Raw genomic sequence first — 15,237 nt, 5'->3', positions numbered from 1 at the left:
CGAGATCATGACGGCAGAACATGAATCAATCATTACTCATGCACGCCTGTATGGTGAGGATAAGAAGTCGATGAAATGGCAACCATATCTTGAGCTGATGGCCAAACGGCCAATGGCAATCAAATACACGGATTTCTTTGAACAGCTCCCGGTCAATTGGAAAGAATATATAGACAGCTGCACAGTACCTGAAAAGCAGGAGGCATTGAGACTTCTTTCAGTCCTCTTGAAACAACATGATTTCTCGGTGGCAACAGAATCTCTAAAAATCGCATCGACGCACGGGCATCCTTCTGCAGAATCGATCAAACAGGTATTCTACCAACTCATCAATGGGCGGAGCGACCGCGTGAGCCTTGATATCAGAAGAGACTCAATCCCTCCAATGCCACCGGCATCAAGAGGATCAACACATTACGACAAGTTGTTTGAAAAAGGCGGTGTGTCTTGATGGAACTACTTATACAAGAATACGCAAAGCGATTGAAGCTCAGCTGGATACGTCAAAACTTTGAAGAGATCGAGGCTACTTCAAATCAGGAATATCTACTTAAACTGATGGAGGCAGAAGTGCGTCAGCGTGAAGAACGGCGCACAAACCTCCTCTTTACCCAATCGCTCTTACCGCCATTACCGAGCGTCGAATTCAAATGGGATGATATCGAATACACGCAAGGGCTGAATCGCGAATACTTTTTAAATAGAGAATTCATGGAGAACAAAGAGAACCTGATTTTCTATGGAGGCGTGGGCACGGGCAAAACCTTTTTATCCACAAAAATCGGCTTGAATGCGATTCAAGAGACGGGATTAAACGTTCGTTTCTACACCATCGCAGGATTGGTGAACAAGTTGATGGATTTACATGAGAGAGGCACTTTGGGGAAGTTCTATAAACAGCTAGAGAAGGTCGATTTATTGATACTGGATGAGCTAGGGTATATCCCTCTACACAAGAGTGGTGCAGAATTACTCTTCCAAGTGATCAGCATGTGTTATGAGAGAAAGAGTCTTATCATTACAACGAACCTACGGTTCAGTGAGTGGAACCATGTGTTTGGGGACCCTATATTGACTGAGGCCGTAATCGATCGTTTAATCCATCACTCACATCTCGTCGTCTTTAAAGGGCCTAGCAATCGAATGAAAGAATCATTAATGAATAACTAAATACGGTGGAGAGATGCATCTGGCAAGCAACATTTTTAATTGCCATTTCATACATTTCTTACTTGCCAAATACAGGTTGATTTTGTTGAGAACTAAGAAGAATAGTGGCCGATTCGCTCAATAAGCGAATCGGCCACTGTTGGTTTTTATTTCTTTAGACAGAATCGAACCTCGGATGACAGACAAATGCTCTATCGGTGCGTAATCATACGGAGCCTGTCACAGCCACAATTCTAGAGCGGCAGTTCAGGAGCCACACTTCTTCGACTCCGTCTCGAACTGAGTCTCCAGCCCTACCAGAATTGAGTCTAAAACAGGCACCTCACCCCGGGCTCTTTTTTTCTTGAGGAGTTAACCCCGACAAATTTTTCCTCGATCAAAAAACATTCCGCACTAGATTAAGAACGTGTGTTCGGTGTATACTAAATCAAACTAGAATAGAAAGGCGGAATTGTTATGTATGAACTACTTGAACCGCGCAAGATTCTTTGCATCGACATGCAAAGCTTCTTTGCAAGTTGTTCTGCAGCCGTCTATGGCCTCGATATCCAACAAGAAGCCATCGCCATCGTCGGCAACCTCGAACAAAAAGGAAGTGTCGTCCTTGCCGCTTCTCCGAGAATGAAAAAACAATTTGGCGTCAAAACCGGTACACGTCGGTTTGAAATTCCAAACCACCCCGCAATACGCATCATCCAGCCGCAAATGGAGCTCTATGTGAAAGTCTCAGCAGAAATTACCCGTTACTTAAATCAACTCGTCCCGATGGAATCCCTTCATGTGTACAGTATCGACGAAAGCTTCATTGACTTAAAAGGCACCGAAAAACTATGGGGTGACCCGTGGGATGTCGCTCGCAAAATTCAAGATGATTTGAAGCGTCAATTTCAAATCCCTTGCAGCATTGGCATTGGACCAAATATGTTGCTTTCCAAACTCGCACTTGACCTAGAAGCGAAAAAAACTGGCATTGCCGAGTGGACCTACGAAGATGTTCCAGAAAAACTCTGGCCCGTCTCTCCTCTGAGGGAAGTATGGGGAATCGGCACTCGAACGGAAGCTACACTCAACGCTATGGGCATTTTCACAGTTCGCGATCTTGCTCACACCCCGCTCGAGCAACTCGAAGCAAAATTCGGTGTGATGGGGAATCAACTGTATCACCACGCGTGGGGGATTGATCTATCTGAAGTCGGTGCACCCATCATGGAAGGACAGATCAGTTACGGCAAGGGGCAGATCTTGTTCCGCGACTACAACTCCAAAAAAGAAACGATGGCCGTCGTACTCGAAATGACAGAAGACGTGGCACGCCGCCTGCGAGAAGCAGGGAAGGTCGGTCGCACGATGCATATGAGTATCGGCTACAGCAAATTCGGCGGGTTCAGTCGCTCTCTATCGATTGACGAAGCTACCAACCGAACATCTGTCATCTACGCTGCATTTGACCGCTTGATGGACACTTTTTACGATGGCAGTCCCGTGCGTAGAATCGCACTCTCTGTCAGTAACATCGAGGAGGACGATTCCCTTCAATTAAATTTATTTACCCACACTGAACAGATCCGCGAGCAACGGCTCGGCCAAACAATCGATGCACTTCGTAGAAAATATGGTTCGACCGCTGTTTTACGTGCCGTATCCTATACAGCGGACGGTACAGCGCGTTACCGAGCAACTCTTCTTGGCGGTCATAAAAAGATGTGATATTTCTATTTTCGAAATTATTTCAGTTGTTCGTCTTCCGAAATGTTTGAAGATTTGCTAAACTAAATAAGGTTTTTAAATTGTACGAGAAAAGGGGAACGAACACATGAGGGTATTTTTAGACCTTGCCTGGTTCTTTAAAGAGAGAAAATGGCACTACGGACTCGGCGTCGTCATGCTGCTGTTTGTGGCATTCTTGACACTGATTCCTCCGCGCATCATCGGAGAAGTCGTCGATGCCATCAATGAAGAACGGCTTACATCACAGCTACTCATGCAGTGGCTCGGTTTACTTGCAGGGGCTGCACTACTAATGTATATTCTCCGCTACTACTGGCGAATGATGATCTTCGGCTCAGCAATTTTGCTTGCTCGTCGTATGCGTCAGACATTGTTTCACCATTTTAGCCGGATGTCCCCTTCGTTTTATCAAAAACGACGCGTCGGAGATTTGATGGCACATGCAACGAATGATTTGTCGGCTGTGCAACAAACAGCAGGGGCAGGCGTGCTGACACTCGTTGATTCACTAGCAACTGGTGGATTTGTGATTGCTGCGATGGCCATCACCATCAACTGGAAGCTGACATTGATTGCCTTACTACCAATGCCCATCATGGTACTGACAACTAGTTATTACGGACGATTGTTACACCAACGCTTCCGTTTTGCACAAGAAGCGTTCTCTGACCTGAACGACAAATCCCAAGAAAGTATTAGTGGAATCAAGGTCATTAAGACGTTCGGACAAGAACAAGAAGATACGGAAGACTTTAAACGCCTGTCACAAGAAGTCGTCGATAAGAACATCCGTGTAGCAAAAGTCGACTCATTGTTCGACCCAACGATTTCACTCATCGTTGGAGCATGTTTCTTCTTAGCGATCAGCTTCGGTACCCAGTTCATCTTAGCGGATGAGATGACAATTGGAGACCTTGTAGCATTCAATACGTATCTTGGCTTACTCGTGTGGCCGATGCTAGCGTTTGGTTGGTTGTTCAACATCGTAGAGCGTGGCCGTGCTTCGTATGAGCGCATCCAGCAACTGCTATCGGAACCAGTCGACATTGATGACCGTGTTGGCGCACTGGAAGTGAAACCTCAAGGCAAAGTAACATTTGCGATTGATGCGTTCTCATTCCCAGGGGATGAGCGTGTGGGCCTTCGTGACGTCCATTTCACACTGGACCGCGGGGAGACATTAGGTATCGTCGGACGAACTGGCTCCGGAAAGACGGCGATTCTAAAACTGTTGATGCGTGAATTTGAAGGATATAAAGGAAGTATCACATATGGCACACACGATATTCGTGATTACAAAAAAGAGAGTCTGCTTGAAGCGATCGGCTACGTTCCACAAGACCATTTCTTATTCTCAACGACAGTTGGGTTGAACGTTGCATTCACAAATGTCAAAGCAAGCCAACAAGAAATCGAACGCGCGACAAAACTTGCAGCGATTCATGAAGACATCACACGGTTTACGGATGGGTACGACACCATTGTAGGTGAACGAGGCGTTTCGCTATCTGGTGGTCAAAAACAACGGATTTCGATTGCACGTGCACTCATGATGCAACCAGAATTGTTGATACTCGATGACTCCTTGTCAGCGGTGGACGCAAAGACGGAAGAGGCCATTTTAGAATCACTAAAAGCAGAGCGAACAGATGAAACAACGATCATCACATCACACAGACTAAGTGCCATTCAACATGCACACCAAATCATCGTGATGGAAGACGGGACCATTAAAGAAAAAGGGACCCATGACGAATTAATGGCTCAACAAGGCACGTATTTCGAGATGTACCAGCTCCAGCAGCTCGAGTCACTCGTAGAGCAAGGAGGCGACATCCATGGATGAGAAAATGCCCAAACTGACCGGGAAAATGCAGTGGCAAGTCGTAAAACGTTTACTACGCTATTTACTCCCACATAAAAAGATGTTGGCGATTGCCCTCGTTCTACTTACTTTGACAGTCGTAGGAGATCTGGTCGGGCCCTATTTAATTAAAATCTACATCGATGACTATTTAACAGTCGGTTCGTTCCCGCAAGCAGCCATTATTGGGCTTGCTGCAGGATATCTTTTCATTCAGATCAGTAATGTCGTGATCAGCTATTTCCAACTGATGACATTCCAAAAACTTGCCTTGAAAATTATCCAGACGATGCGAATCGATGTCTTCACGAAGGTACAGGGGCTTGGCATGCGCTATTTCGACCGCACGCCTGCCGGAAGCATCGTATCACGTGTCACGAACGATACAGAAGCCATCAAGGATATGTTTGTCAGTGTACTTGTCGGATTCGTCCAAGCCGGATTCTTGATCATCGGGGTCTACATTGCGATGTTCTTGATTAATCCGCAACTCGCACTGATGGCGACATTGTTGTTACCGATTTTAGGATTTATCATCTACACGTACCGTAAACACAGTTCCGTCGTCTACCAAGACCTTCGCGAACGTCTTTCGCAACTCAATGCAAAACTTGCAGAATCCATTTCTGGAATGGGCATGATCCAAGCATTCCGCCAAGAAAAACGTTTGAGAGATGAATTCAGCGAAATCAATGACAAGCACTTCCAAGCAGGAGGCCGCAATATCAAGCTCGACAGTTTGCTTCTTCGTCCAGCCATCGATTTGGTGTACGCATTGGCTATTATCCTGGTATTGAGTTATTTCGGAATCACGTCTTTCTCGAACCCGGTTGAAGTCGGGGTGATCTATGTATTTGTTGCCTACATCGACCGTTTCTTCGAGCCGATCAATCAAGTGATGCAACGACTTTCGATTTTCCAGCAAGCTATCGTTGCTGCTTCACGCGTATTTAAACTGATGGACGAAGAAGATATGGCACCGGCACAGGCGAACAATCCTGCTGCCAAAATACTCGACGGAAAAATCGAATTCCGCAATTTGACGTTCTCGTATGATGGACGCCAAGACGTACTGAAGAACATTTCGTTCACTGCGGAGCCTGGACAGACGGTCGCCTTAGTTGGGCACACCGGAAGTGGGAAGAGCTCGATCATCAATTTGTTGATGCGGTTCTACGAATACGAAAACGGGGAAATCCTCATCGATGGACATTCTTTAAAAGACTTTCCGATGAGTGAGTTACGAAAGAAGATGGGGCTTGTGCTCCAGGATCCATTCTTATTCTACGGCGACATTGAAAGCAATATTCGCCTCCATGCACCAGAGATGACGAGCGCACAAGTGCGTGCTGCTGCAGAGTTTGTGCAAGCGGACAGCTTTATACGCGCACTGCCAGATGGGTATCAGCAAAAAGTGACAGAGCGCGGATCAACATTCTCAAGTGGACAGCGCCAACTGGTTGCGTTTGCGCGCACCATGGCAACAGACCCGAAAGTATTGATTCTAGATGAAGCAACAGCCAACATCGATACCGAGACAGAAGTGGCGATTCAAACGAGTCTTGAGAAGATGAGAAAAGGCCGTACGACGATTGCTATCGCACACCGACTCAGCACGATTCAAGACGCAGAACTGATTCTTGTTTTGCACCAAGGAGAGATCGTTGAACGCGGCACGCACCAAGAACTGATTCGTCAAAAAGGGCTCTATCACAAAATGTATCAGCTTCAAAATGGAATTGTCGAAGAACAAATGTCATAAAACTGTCATGAGCAAGAGTAGGGTGTAAAGAGGAAAAGTCTGATACGATGGATGTAGTTTAGCTGAAAGGGTGATTTTTTTGGCAACCGATGTGACCATCTGGCTTGCTTTTGGTGCAGGTTTCTTGAGCTTTGTCTCCCCGTGTACCTTGCCTCTTTACCCGGCTTTCTTGTCCTATATAACAGGGATGACGATTGAAGAGATCAAAACAGATAAAAAGAAAATGCAACGAAGAGGGATGTTCCATACATTGTTCTTCTTGCTTGGTTTTTCCGTTATATTTATAGCATTAGGTTTTGCAACAACGTGGCTTGGTACATTCTTTATTCAATACGGTGACCTCATCCGTCAAATCGGCGCTATTTTGATTATCGTATTTGGATTACTTGTCGTAGGAATCTTTAAGCCGGAAATGCTGATGTCTGAAAAACGACTACAATTTAAGAATCGACCTTCTGGTTATTTAGGCAGTAGTTTGATCGGGATAGCGTTTGCAGCTGGATGGCAGCCATGTACAGGGCCGATCCTTGCAGCGGTTCTTGTAATGGCTGGATCAAACCCTGAACTTGGTGTGTGGTATATGATCGCCTACGTACTCGGCTTTGCCATTCCATTCTTCTTGCTATCCTTCTTTGTGACACGCACGGACTGGATGCGCAAAAACAGTGCAAAATTTATGAAGGTCGGCGGGTACATCATGATAGCACTTGGTGTAGTGTTATTCTTTGACGGACTGACATGGATCATTCGTGTGTTAACACCAATCTTCGGTGACTTTACAGGATTTTAAGGAAGTGGAACTATGAAAGACATTCAATCATTCGATACGTGGCAAGAGGCGTTCGAGTCGAACCCAAAAGGACTGCTGTTTGTGAAGACAGACGGTTGTTCCGTCTGTGAAGGCTTGCGTCCGCAAGTAGAGGCTATTGAAGACGACTATCCAACAGTTCCATTTTTTAAAGTGAATATCGCCCAAGTACCAGAAGTGGCCGGTCAATTATCACTTTTCACAGCACCCGTCGTGATTTTATGGGAGTCCGGAAGAGAAGTGCAGCGTTTTGCGAGATTTGTTCCGATGCAAGAACTACAATTTCGATTAAAGTTGCTTGACGGAGGATCTGCTGATGTTTGACTTTATTTCTGAAGAACTGCTTGTGACCTTGTCACTTGTCAGTGCAATCGTGATGGGGACGCTTCTTACAATCGTCCGCAGTCGCGCTGCGAAAAAGCCAGCGAGTGCAAAAAAGATTTTGCTACCACCGCTATTCATGTCTACAGGAGCGTTGATGTTTTTGTTTCCATTCTTCCGTGTCCCGTGGATCAACGTACTGGAGGCACTGGCAGTCGGCGTATTGTTTTCATTTTTACTTGTTAAAACGTCCAATTTTGAAAAACGTGACGGCGAAGTTTACCTAAAACCTTCGAAAGCGTTCATTTTTATTTTATTTGGACTTCTCGGTCTGCGGATCGTACTCAAGCTTGTACTAAGCAGCGAAATCGATGTCGGTGAACTAAGCGGCATGTTCTGGTTACTGGCATTTGGAATGATTGTGCCATGGCGATTGATGATGTACAAAAAATACAAAGCTCTGACTTAAAAAAAGACCGTATCACTCAGTTTTTGAGTGGTACGGTCTTTTCTTGATGAAAATACACTTCATACGGTGTCAAATCGATTTCTAATTCATCCATCTTTTTACGCAAGAATTTGTGATCGCGTTTGGGAGTCGCTAGAATATACCCACGGATTAATAATTCTTGCGTGATGGCGTCGGCATTTTCTTCTAATGCCAATTGTCCAATACGTCCTGCAATCTTTTGTTTGGCAACTGGGCGGAAAATTTCCGGAACCGGTGCCACGAGTTCGTTCAATAATGCTTTTTGTTCTTCAGACCATAGATGAATCGTCTTGTCAACATAATAGGATTCCCAATCCAGGTCGGATTTACCGTCTTCTTTCGGGAGTGCCTTTAAAAACTTGCGGAACATGAAATAGCCACCGATTGCCATCAACGTGATCAAAACGACGACCCAAAATAGGATAAACCATAAAAACCAGCCTTCTAACACAGTTGTTCACCTCGAGTTAAGTATACAAGGTTCTTGAAGAAAATTCACCTCGAGGTATCCCTTTTTTCACGTGCGCTCTATATAGCGTATGAAGGAGGTGATACACATGGCATCGTATCAACTTAGAAGTGCGTCATTCCGCCTCGTCTATGATGACGGAATGACAGGAGATGGCAAGCCGAAACGTCACACGAAGAGTTATACAGGGATTGATTCGTCTCTACCTGCAGATCAGCTGTTCCAAGCAGCTGTCACAATCTCTTCACTTTCAGCAAAAGAATTACTCGCAGCACAAAAGCAAGAAATGGAAGAAATTATCTAACCAAGAAGGGAGGCCCTTTAAATGGCCAAAACATTACAACTTGAATTCGGCAACGCTGCGGGCAAGAAAGTAACAGTAGCTGTCGAAGAGCCACGCGACAACTTGACGGTACCAGAAGTAGAAGCCGCGATGCAACAAATCATCACGTCACAAGTGTTCTTGATCGACACCAATCCAGTGACAGAAGCCGTGTCCGCTCAAATCGTCGACCGCAACGTCCAGCAGTTATTTTAACGAACTTCCCTCCTCCGATTCGGGGGAGGGTTTTTTAAAAGGAGGAGACTATATGGAGCAATGGATCGCACTTGTGCAAGAGATCGGCTTTCCCGTAGTGGTGTCGTTTTACTTACTACATCGAATCGAATCACGACTTGAAGCCATTCGAGATGTACTAGTGGCAATCAACCCTGTCACAAAAGTGTAAGAATCAAACGATTGAACACTCCTCATCCCTCGGCTATCATTAGAAAGAGACGAGGAGTGATTCAGTTGAAGAAGATTGCAGTAGTAATGAGTCTTGTCATGTTGTTACTGGCTGGTTGTGGTGGCTTTGAAGCACAGACGGACTGGGAAGTAGATTCGTTCTCGGTGACCAATCACCGTGGGGAGGACGTTTCTCTTGAAGATTTAAAGGGGACCATCTGGCTCTCGACCTTCATTTTCACGAATTGCAATACCATCTGTCCACCGATGACCTACAACTTGACAGATATTCAAGAAGAACTTGAAGCAGCGGGTGTGGAAGAGTATAAAATAGTAGCGTTCAGTGTGGACCCAGCTGTTGATACACCGGAAGTGCTTACTTCTTACTTAGAGATGTATGATGTTGCGGATGAGTCGAAATGGGAATTGTTGACGGGCTACGACCAGACGTTTATTTCACAACTTGCACGGAACTCGTTTAAAGCCATTGTACAAAATGATCCGAATTCAGACCAAGTCATTCACGGAAGCAGCTTCTACCTTGTTGATCAAGAGGGGATTGTCGTGAAGAACTATAGCGGTGTGAGCGAAGTACCCGTTGAAGAAATCGTTGAAGATATGGATGCATTATCAAATTAAGACTGTCCCGTAGCGGGCAGTTTTTTTATTTGAAAGTTTATAGTATGATGGGACAAGCGAAATGAAAAGGTGAACGGATATGAAAAAACAACAAAAATTCAAATTAAAATCACGCATCTACTTCCGTTTGTGGGCACTTCTCTTGTTTTTGCCTATCATGGTTGTAGCCTATTTTATAAGCGTTATTGGTTGGCATGAGCTTCGGAATATCGCATGGACTCATGAGATCGGCCAATTCGTCGACTCAAAAGTCATCGAATTCCGCGATCCCGAAATTCCTGAGGAGTACGTTGCGGTCTATCAATCTGCAGAACTTGAATACGGCGTGCCGTGGCAACTACTTGCTGCCCATCACCGGATTGAGACGCGTTTTTCAACGATGGATCCACTGTTGTCACCAGTTGGTGCAGAAGGGCATATGCAGTTTATGCCATGTACATTTGTTGGCTGGACGCATCCGACGTGCGGGGGACTAGGGGAAGGGGAGATTCCTGAAGAGGAAAAGACAGATCCTGAAGTGATTGCGTATTACGGGGGATATGGTGTGGATGGAGACGGGGATGGCATTGCTGACCCGTACAATATCACCGATGCGGTCTATAGCGCTGCCAATTATTTAGGATCAAACGGTGCTGCAGACGGGGATTTAGAATCAGCCATCTTTTTATACAACCGCAGTGATCAATATGTAGCGGATGTCCTTCATTTTTACTCCTTGTACAAAGAAAACTATCCTGAACAAGTCACCCAAGCCAAGTAAAAAAGCCTCCCAGATTCGGGAGGCTTTTCATTATGCTTTACGCATAGATTTTAAAATGAATGATACGATGAACACTACGATAATAGCACCAATCAATGCTGGAATAATCGCGATGTCCGCTATTACAGGACCTAAATCAGGGAAGAGTAGTCCACCTACCCAAGCACCTACGATACCTGCGATGATGTTTCCGATAATACCACCAGGAATATCTTTACCAAGAATAAGTCCAGCTAACCACCCGATGATACCGCCTACGATTAAGTATAAAATGAATCCCATTTTCCTTCACTCCTTGTCTAATGTTAGTGTATGAGTACACTCTTTAAATAACCTAAGACAAGAAAGTATAAACCTTTTTCTTAAAAAATTATTTTACGACCGCACCTAATGTCGATGCAAAGTGCCGGAGAGCCCATTCGTGGCCTTGTGGATCAAAGGATGCGACTGCATCTTGATGAATGACGATCGAGTATCCGAGATTGTAAGCATCGACGGCTGTATGAAGAACACAGATGTCTGTACAAACCCCTACTATATGAACTGTATCTACTTTTCGCTCGCGTAAGTATTGATCAAGGTTCGTGCCAGCAAATGAACTATAGCGACGCTTGTCCATCCAATAGACGCTCTGCTTATTCGTTTCATAAAATGAAGCAAGTTCACCATACAAATCGCGCCCGGAAGTTCCTTCTATATTGTGTGGAGGAAAAAGTTTTGTTTCCGGATGATGCGGATCATCTTTATAATGTAAATCAACGGGGAACACAATGACTTTATTGCTGCTAGCAAATTCTTCACATAACGCTACGATTTTACCCTCGATCGCTTGTCCTGGTTTGCCACAAGTCAAAGCACCATCATCTGCTACAAAATCTACTGTATAATCAACTACGAGTAAAGCTTCTTTCATTTTTACCACCCTTTCAAAGGAAAATGTTTTTCAAATGTTCTGAAAAATTGTATACTAAAAACAAAAGGAGGTACACAACTATGGATCAGGAGATGCATAAGCGTTGGACGAAACACGGCATGTGGTTCGCTGCACTTCACAGTCTGTTCGTTGTTACTCTCGCCTTTGACTTTATTCAATTTTACTAAAAGAGTGGAAGAGCTTTCCACTCTTTTTACTGTGAGGAGATAGTTATGGATACTTTAAAACACTTAAACGCGACACGTGACAAACTGATTCAAGAACTTCATACCGTGTCTGAGCAAGACTTCAATCGAAAACCCGACGCCACTACTTGGAGTCCAAAAGAAGTAAGCGAACATATTGCGTTGATGGACAGGTACATCGCATCCTTGATGAAAAAAAGAAAGACCGAGGAAAAGAAAACAGTTAAAAAACCGATTCGCTTCACAACAGTTCGTAGCCTCAAAGTGCATGCACCAGCACCTGTTGACCCACAGGCTGCCGAGAAGTCAAAAAATGAGATACTCAATCTATTGTTCGAGTCTCGGATGGATGTGCTTGAGATGTACAAGAGCTTTTCACGTGAACAGAAAAAGCAACTCGCGATGAAACATCCCGTGTTTGGCTATCTATCCTTGGAACAATGGTTTGATTTTCTTGGGTACCACGAACTCCGCCATGTGAAGCAGCTACAAGAAGTCCGAAAACAATTAAAGATATAAACAATACTTATCAAGATTTATAATTTTAATGTAATTTACTTATCAATCTAGGTAGCGTATGATTAATAGTGGAGAAAAGCGACATATGTCTCTTTCAAGATTGTAAAGGAGGAAACACGATGGCAAAAAGTAACTTACACCAAAGCCGTGCTTCATTCGAAGTCAATGGCAAAACGTACAACTACTACCGTCTGAAAGCTTTAGAAGAAGCTGGAATCGCAAACGTTTCACGTCTGCCGTATTCAATTAAAGTTCTTCTTGAGTCTGTACTTCGTCAATACGACGGGTATGTGATCAAAGAAGATCACGTTGGCAAACTAGCAAACTGGGGCAAAGAAAACGACCCAGAAGCAGAGGTACCATTCAAACCTTCACGCGTTATCCTTCAAGATTTCACAGGAGTTCCTGTAGTCGTTGACCTTGCTGCATTACGTTCAGCAATGGCTAAAATGGGTGGAGACCCATCAAAAATCAATCCTGAAATCCCAGTGGACCTTGTAATTGACCACTCAGTTCAGGTTGATAAATACGGTACAAACGATGCGCTTCGTATAAACATGGAGCTTGAGTTTGAGCGTAATGCAGAGCGTTACCAGTTCCTTAGCTGGGCACAAAAAGCATACGACAACTACCGTGCAGTTCCACCAGCAACTGGTATCGTTCACCAAGTAAACTTAGAGTACTTAGCGAATGTTGTCCATGCTGTTGAAAATGAAGACGGTACATTTGAAACATTCCCAGATACATTAGTCGGTACAGATTCTCATACAACGATGATCAACGGTATCGGTGTACTTGGATGGGGTGTTGGTGGTATCGAAGCTGAGGCTGGAATGCTTGGTCAACCTTCCTATTTCCCAATCCCAGAAGTTATCGGTGTACGTTTAGTTGGAGACCTTCCAAACGGAACGACTGCAACTGACTTGGCACTTAAAGTAACAGAAGTTTTACGTAAAGCTGGCGTAGTTGGTAAATTCGTTGAGTTCTTCGGACCTGGCGTTGTTCAACTTCCACTTGCTGACCGTGCAACGATTGCCAACATGGCTCCTGAGTACGGTGCTACATGTGGTTTCTTCCCAGTTGACGAAGAGGCACTTGACTACATGCGCTTAACTGGCCGTGAAGACGAGAACATTGAAGTCGTGAAAGCTTACTTACAAGCAAACGACATGTTCTTCACAGCAGATTCAGTTGAACCAACATACACAGACATCATTGAATTAGACCTTTCTGCAATCGAACCAAACCTTTCAGGTCCTAAGCGTCCACAAGATTTGATTCCACTTTCAGCAATGAAAGAAGAATTCAACAAAGCTGTAGTCGCTCCACAAGGAAACCAAGGTTTCGGTCTTTCAAAGAAAGAGTTCGCAAAAACTGCAGAAATCGAGCTTGATGGCAAAGAAGTAACGATTCCTACAGGTGCTGTTGCAATCGCTGCAATCACTTCTTGTACGAACACTTCCAACCCATACGTAATGCTTGGCGCTGGTCTTGTAGCAAAGAAAGCAGTTGAAAAAGGATTAACTCCTCCTGCTTACGTGAAGACTTCATTAGCACCAGGTTCAAAAGTTGTAACAGGCTATCTTCAAGATTCAGGACTGCTCGCACCACTTGAGCAAATCGGCTTCAACTTAGTTGGATACGGCTGTACAACATGTATCGGGAACTCAGGACCACTTCTTCCTGAAATCGAGCAAGGCATCATCGATAACGATTTACTAGTGACTTCCGTACTTTCTGGTAACCGTAACTTTGAAGGCCGTGTTCACCCATTAGTAAAAGCAAACTATTTGGCTTCACCACCACTGGTTGTGGCGTATGCACTTGCAGGTACGGTTGATATCGATCTTCAAAACGACCCAATCGGTCAAGACAAAGACGGGAACGACGTATTCTTCAAAGATATCTGGCCAACAACTGAAGAAGTGAAAGAAGCTGTTCACTCTACAGTAACACCTGAATTGTTCCGCAAAGAGTACGCACGCGTATTCACAGAGAACGAAGAGTGGAATGCAATTGAAACTCCAGACGATGACCTGTATGCGTTCGATGAGAACTCAACATACATTCAGAACCCACCGTTCTTCGAAGGTCTATCGAAAGAGCCACAAGACATTCAAACACTTGCTGGACTTCGCGTTATTGCGAAATTTGGCGATTCAATTACAACAGACCATATCTCTCCAGCCGGAGCGATTGGTAAAGACACACCAGCAGGTCGCTACCTTCGTGAGAATGGCGTAGAGATCCGTGACTTCAACTCATACGGTTCACGCCGTGGGAACCATGAAGTCATGATGCGTGGTACGTTTGCAAACATCCGTATCCGTAACCAAGTAGCACCAGGTACAGAGGGCGGTTACACGACGTACTGGCCAACTGGTGAAATCATGGCAATCTATGATGCAGCAATGAAGTACCAACAAGATGGTACAGGACTTGTTGTTCTTGCTGGTAAAGATTACGGTATGGGTTCTTCTCGTGACTGGGCTGCGAAAGGTACAAACCTTCTAGGCATCAAAACAGTTATCGCAGAAAGCTATGAGCGTATTCACCGTTCAAACCTTGTCATGATGGGCGTACTACCACTTCAATTCATGAAGGGTGAGAGCGCAGAGACACTTGGTTTAACTGGAACTGAAGAGATCAGCGTGAATATCGCAGAAGGCATTAAACCACGTGATATCTTAACTGTTACTGCAAAAGCAAAAGATGGTTCTGAAAAGACATTCCAAGTACTTGCTCGCTTCGACTCTGAAGTAGAAGTAGATTACTACCGTCATGGTGGTATCCTTCAAATGGTACTTCGTAACAAAATGTTAGAAGCATAAGTTTTTAAACGACCTCTCTCCACTTCGGTG

Annotated in this window: 17 protein-coding genes and 1 pseudogene; 15 read left to right on the top strand and 3 right to left on the bottom strand. The window is 44.6% G+C overall.

Features of this window, described 5'->3' with window-relative positions; translation table 11 throughout:
- The 8 genes and pseudogenes from AB5N96_RS12990 to AB5N96_RS12955 all read left to right on the top strand — a co-directional run.
- Positions 1-451 (top strand): annotated as a pseudogene (locus tag AB5N96_RS12990) (IS21 family transposase); the annotation flags it as partial.
- The gene (gene istB, locus AB5N96_RS12985) at positions 451-1,170 is read left to right on the top strand and encodes an IS21-like element helper ATPase IstB (RefSeq protein WP_392455223.1); all 720 of its coding nucleotides are present in this window, start codon (positions 451-453) and stop codon (positions 1,168-1,170) included. The pseudogene AB5N96_RS12990 and the gene istB, both read left to right, overlap by 1 nt.
- A gap of 456 nt (positions 1,171-1,626) precedes the next feature.
- A complete protein-coding gene (locus AB5N96_RS12980; RefSeq protein WP_499705719.1) occupies positions 1,627-2,877 on the top strand; it encodes a Y-family DNA polymerase in 1,251 nt (416 codons plus the stop codon).
- Between the two features lie 106 nt (positions 2,878-2,983).
- On the top strand, positions 2,984-4,744 hold the full coding sequence (locus AB5N96_RS12975; protein ID WP_392456615.1) for an ABC transporter ATP-binding protein: 1,761 nt from the start codon (positions 2,984-2,986) through the stop codon (positions 4,742-4,744).
- Complete coding sequence (locus tag AB5N96_RS12970) at positions 4,737-6,524, top strand: ABC transporter ATP-binding protein (RefSeq protein WP_204589276.1); 1,788 nt, start codon at positions 4,737-4,739, stop codon at positions 6,522-6,524. The genes AB5N96_RS12975 and AB5N96_RS12970 overlap by 8 nt, the downstream gene beginning before the upstream one ends.
- 79 nt (positions 6,525-6,603) lie before the next feature.
- Positions 6,604-7,314 (top strand): cytochrome c biogenesis CcdA family protein, encoded by a 711-nt coding sequence (locus AB5N96_RS12965; protein WP_499705718.1) that lies wholly within the window; start codon positions 6,604-6,606, stop codon positions 7,312-7,314.
- A gap of 12 nt (positions 7,315-7,326) precedes the next feature.
- Positions 7,327-7,656, top strand: coding sequence for a thioredoxin family protein (locus AB5N96_RS12960; protein WP_499705717.1), 330 nt, complete (start codon positions 7,327-7,329; stop codon positions 7,654-7,656).
- Positions 7,649-8,122 carry a CcdC family protein gene (locus tag AB5N96_RS12955; RefSeq protein ID WP_204589273.1) on the top strand — a complete coding sequence of 158 codons (474 nt, stop codon included), beginning with the start codon at positions 7,649-7,651 and terminating at the stop codon, positions 8,120-8,122. Before AB5N96_RS12960 ends, AB5N96_RS12955 begins: the two co-directional genes overlap by 8 nt.
- Positions 8,123-8,138: 16 nt before the next feature.
- On the opposite strand, the gene AB5N96_RS12950 is transcribed toward AB5N96_RS12955, so the two are convergent.
- Positions 8,139-8,594, bottom strand: a complete 456-nt coding sequence (locus AB5N96_RS12950) for a DUF2621 family protein (RefSeq protein ID WP_204589272.1) — start codon at positions 8,592-8,594, stop codon at positions 8,139-8,141.
- A gap of 106 nt (positions 8,595-8,700) precedes the next feature.
- Here AB5N96_RS12950 and AB5N96_RS12945 point away from each other — a divergent pair, with 106 nt between their 5' ends.
- From AB5N96_RS12945 to AB5N96_RS12925, 5 genes are all read left to right on the top strand, one after another.
- Positions 8,701-8,916, top strand: coding sequence for a DUF1659 domain-containing protein (locus tag AB5N96_RS12945; protein WP_204589271.1), 216 nt, complete (start codon positions 8,701-8,703; stop codon positions 8,914-8,916).
- 21 nt (positions 8,917-8,937) lie between these two features.
- Positions 8,938-9,150, top strand: coding sequence for a DUF2922 domain-containing protein (locus AB5N96_RS12940; protein WP_204589270.1), 213 nt, complete (start codon positions 8,938-8,940; stop codon positions 9,148-9,150).
- A 52-nt stretch (positions 9,151-9,202) separates the two neighbouring features.
- Positions 9,203-9,340 (top strand): YvrJ family protein, encoded by a 138-nt coding sequence (locus AB5N96_RS12935; RefSeq protein WP_204589269.1) that lies wholly within the window; start codon positions 9,203-9,205, stop codon positions 9,338-9,340.
- A 65-nt stretch (positions 9,341-9,405) separates the two neighbouring features.
- Positions 9,406-9,978 carry an SCO family protein gene (locus AB5N96_RS12930; RefSeq protein ID WP_239584756.1) on the top strand — a complete coding sequence of 191 codons (573 nt, stop codon included), beginning with the start codon at positions 9,406-9,408 and terminating at the stop codon, positions 9,976-9,978.
- A 79-nt stretch (positions 9,979-10,057) separates the two neighbouring features.
- Positions 10,058-10,738, top strand: a complete 681-nt coding sequence (locus AB5N96_RS12925) for a lytic transglycosylase domain-containing protein (protein ID WP_392456608.1) — start codon at positions 10,058-10,060, stop codon at positions 10,736-10,738.
- Positions 10,739-10,768: 30 nt separating this feature from the next.
- Here the strand turns inward: AB5N96_RS12925 and AB5N96_RS12920 are convergent, their stop codons facing one another.
- Both AB5N96_RS12920 and AB5N96_RS12915 read right to left on the bottom strand, forming a co-directional pair.
- Positions 10,769-11,020, bottom strand: a complete 252-nt coding sequence (locus AB5N96_RS12920; RefSeq protein WP_204589267.1) for a GlsB/YeaQ/YmgE family stress response membrane protein — start codon at positions 11,018-11,020, stop codon at positions 10,769-10,771.
- Positions 11,021-11,108: 88 nt separating this feature from the next.
- The gene (locus tag AB5N96_RS12915; protein ID WP_204589266.1) at positions 11,109-11,651 is read right to left on the bottom strand and encodes a cysteine hydrolase family protein; all 543 of its coding nucleotides are present in this window, start codon (positions 11,649-11,651) and stop codon (positions 11,109-11,111) included.
- A 233-nt stretch (positions 11,652-11,884) separates the two neighbouring features.
- Here AB5N96_RS12915 and AB5N96_RS12910 point away from each other — a divergent pair, with 233 nt between their 5' ends.
- Both AB5N96_RS12910 and acnA read left to right on the top strand, forming a co-directional pair.
- Positions 11,885-12,376: a DinB family protein gene (locus AB5N96_RS12910; RefSeq protein WP_499705715.1), complete on the top strand. Its 492-nt coding sequence runs from the start codon at positions 11,885-11,887 to the stop codon at positions 12,374-12,376.
- A 119-nt stretch (positions 12,377-12,495) separates the two neighbouring features.
- Positions 12,496-15,207: an aconitate hydratase AcnA gene (acnA, locus tag AB5N96_RS12905; RefSeq protein WP_499705714.1), complete on the top strand. Its 2,712-nt coding sequence runs from the start codon at positions 12,496-12,498 to the stop codon at positions 15,205-15,207.
- Positions 15,208-15,237: the final 30 nt, after the last annotated feature.

The sequence above is a fragment of the Chryseomicrobium imtechense genome (assembly GCF_041475995.1).
GTDB lineage: Bacteria > Bacillota > Bacilli > Bacillales_A > Planococcaceae > Chryseomicrobium > Chryseomicrobium aureum.
The sequence above is the reverse complement of the archived record's forward strand: the minus strand, read 5'-3'. Positions and strand labels throughout refer to the sequence as shown.

Coding starts and splice junctions, on each gene's coding strand:
- istB (WP_392455223.1), top strand. CDS start 451: ATGGAACTACTTATACAAGAATACGCAAAGCGATTGAAGCTCAGCTGG.
- AB5N96_RS12980 (WP_499705719.1), top strand. CDS start 1,627: ATGTATGAACTACTTGAACCGCGCAAGATTCTTTGCATCGACATGCAA.
- AB5N96_RS12975 (WP_392456615.1), top strand. CDS start 2,984: ATGAGGGTATTTTTAGACCTTGCCTGGTTCTTTAAAGAGAGAAAATGG.
- AB5N96_RS12970 (WP_204589276.1), top strand. CDS start 4,737: ATGGATGAGAAAATGCCCAAACTGACCGGGAAAATGCAGTGGCAAGTC.
- AB5N96_RS12960 (WP_499705717.1), top strand. CDS start 7,327: ATGAAAGACATTCAATCATTCGATACGTGGCAAGAGGCGTTCGAGTCG.
- AB5N96_RS12955 (WP_204589273.1), top strand. CDS start 7,649: ATGTTTGACTTTATTTCTGAAGAACTGCTTGTGACCTTGTCACTTGTC.
- AB5N96_RS12945 (WP_204589271.1), top strand. CDS start 8,701: ATGGCATCGTATCAACTTAGAAGTGCGTCATTCCGCCTCGTCTATGAT.
- AB5N96_RS12940 (WP_204589270.1), top strand. CDS start 8,938: ATGGCCAAAACATTACAACTTGAATTCGGCAACGCTGCGGGCAAGAAA.
- AB5N96_RS12935 (WP_204589269.1), top strand. CDS start 9,203: ATGGAGCAATGGATCGCACTTGTGCAAGAGATCGGCTTTCCCGTAGTG.
- AB5N96_RS12925 (WP_392456608.1), top strand. CDS start 10,058: ATGAAAAAACAACAAAAATTCAAATTAAAATCACGCATCTACTTCCGT.
- AB5N96_RS12920 (WP_204589267.1), bottom strand. CDS start 11,020: ATGGGATTCATTTTATACTTAATCGTAGGCGGTATCATCGGGTGGTTA.
- AB5N96_RS12915 (WP_204589266.1), bottom strand. CDS start 11,651: ATGAAAGAAGCTTTACTCGTAGTTGATTATACAGTAGATTTTGTAGCA.
- AB5N96_RS12910 (WP_499705715.1), top strand. CDS start 11,885: ATGGATACTTTAAAACACTTAAACGCGACACGTGACAAACTGATTCAA.
- acnA (WP_499705714.1), top strand. CDS start 12,496: ATGGCAAAAAGTAACTTACACCAAAGCCGTGCTTCATTCGAAGTCAAT.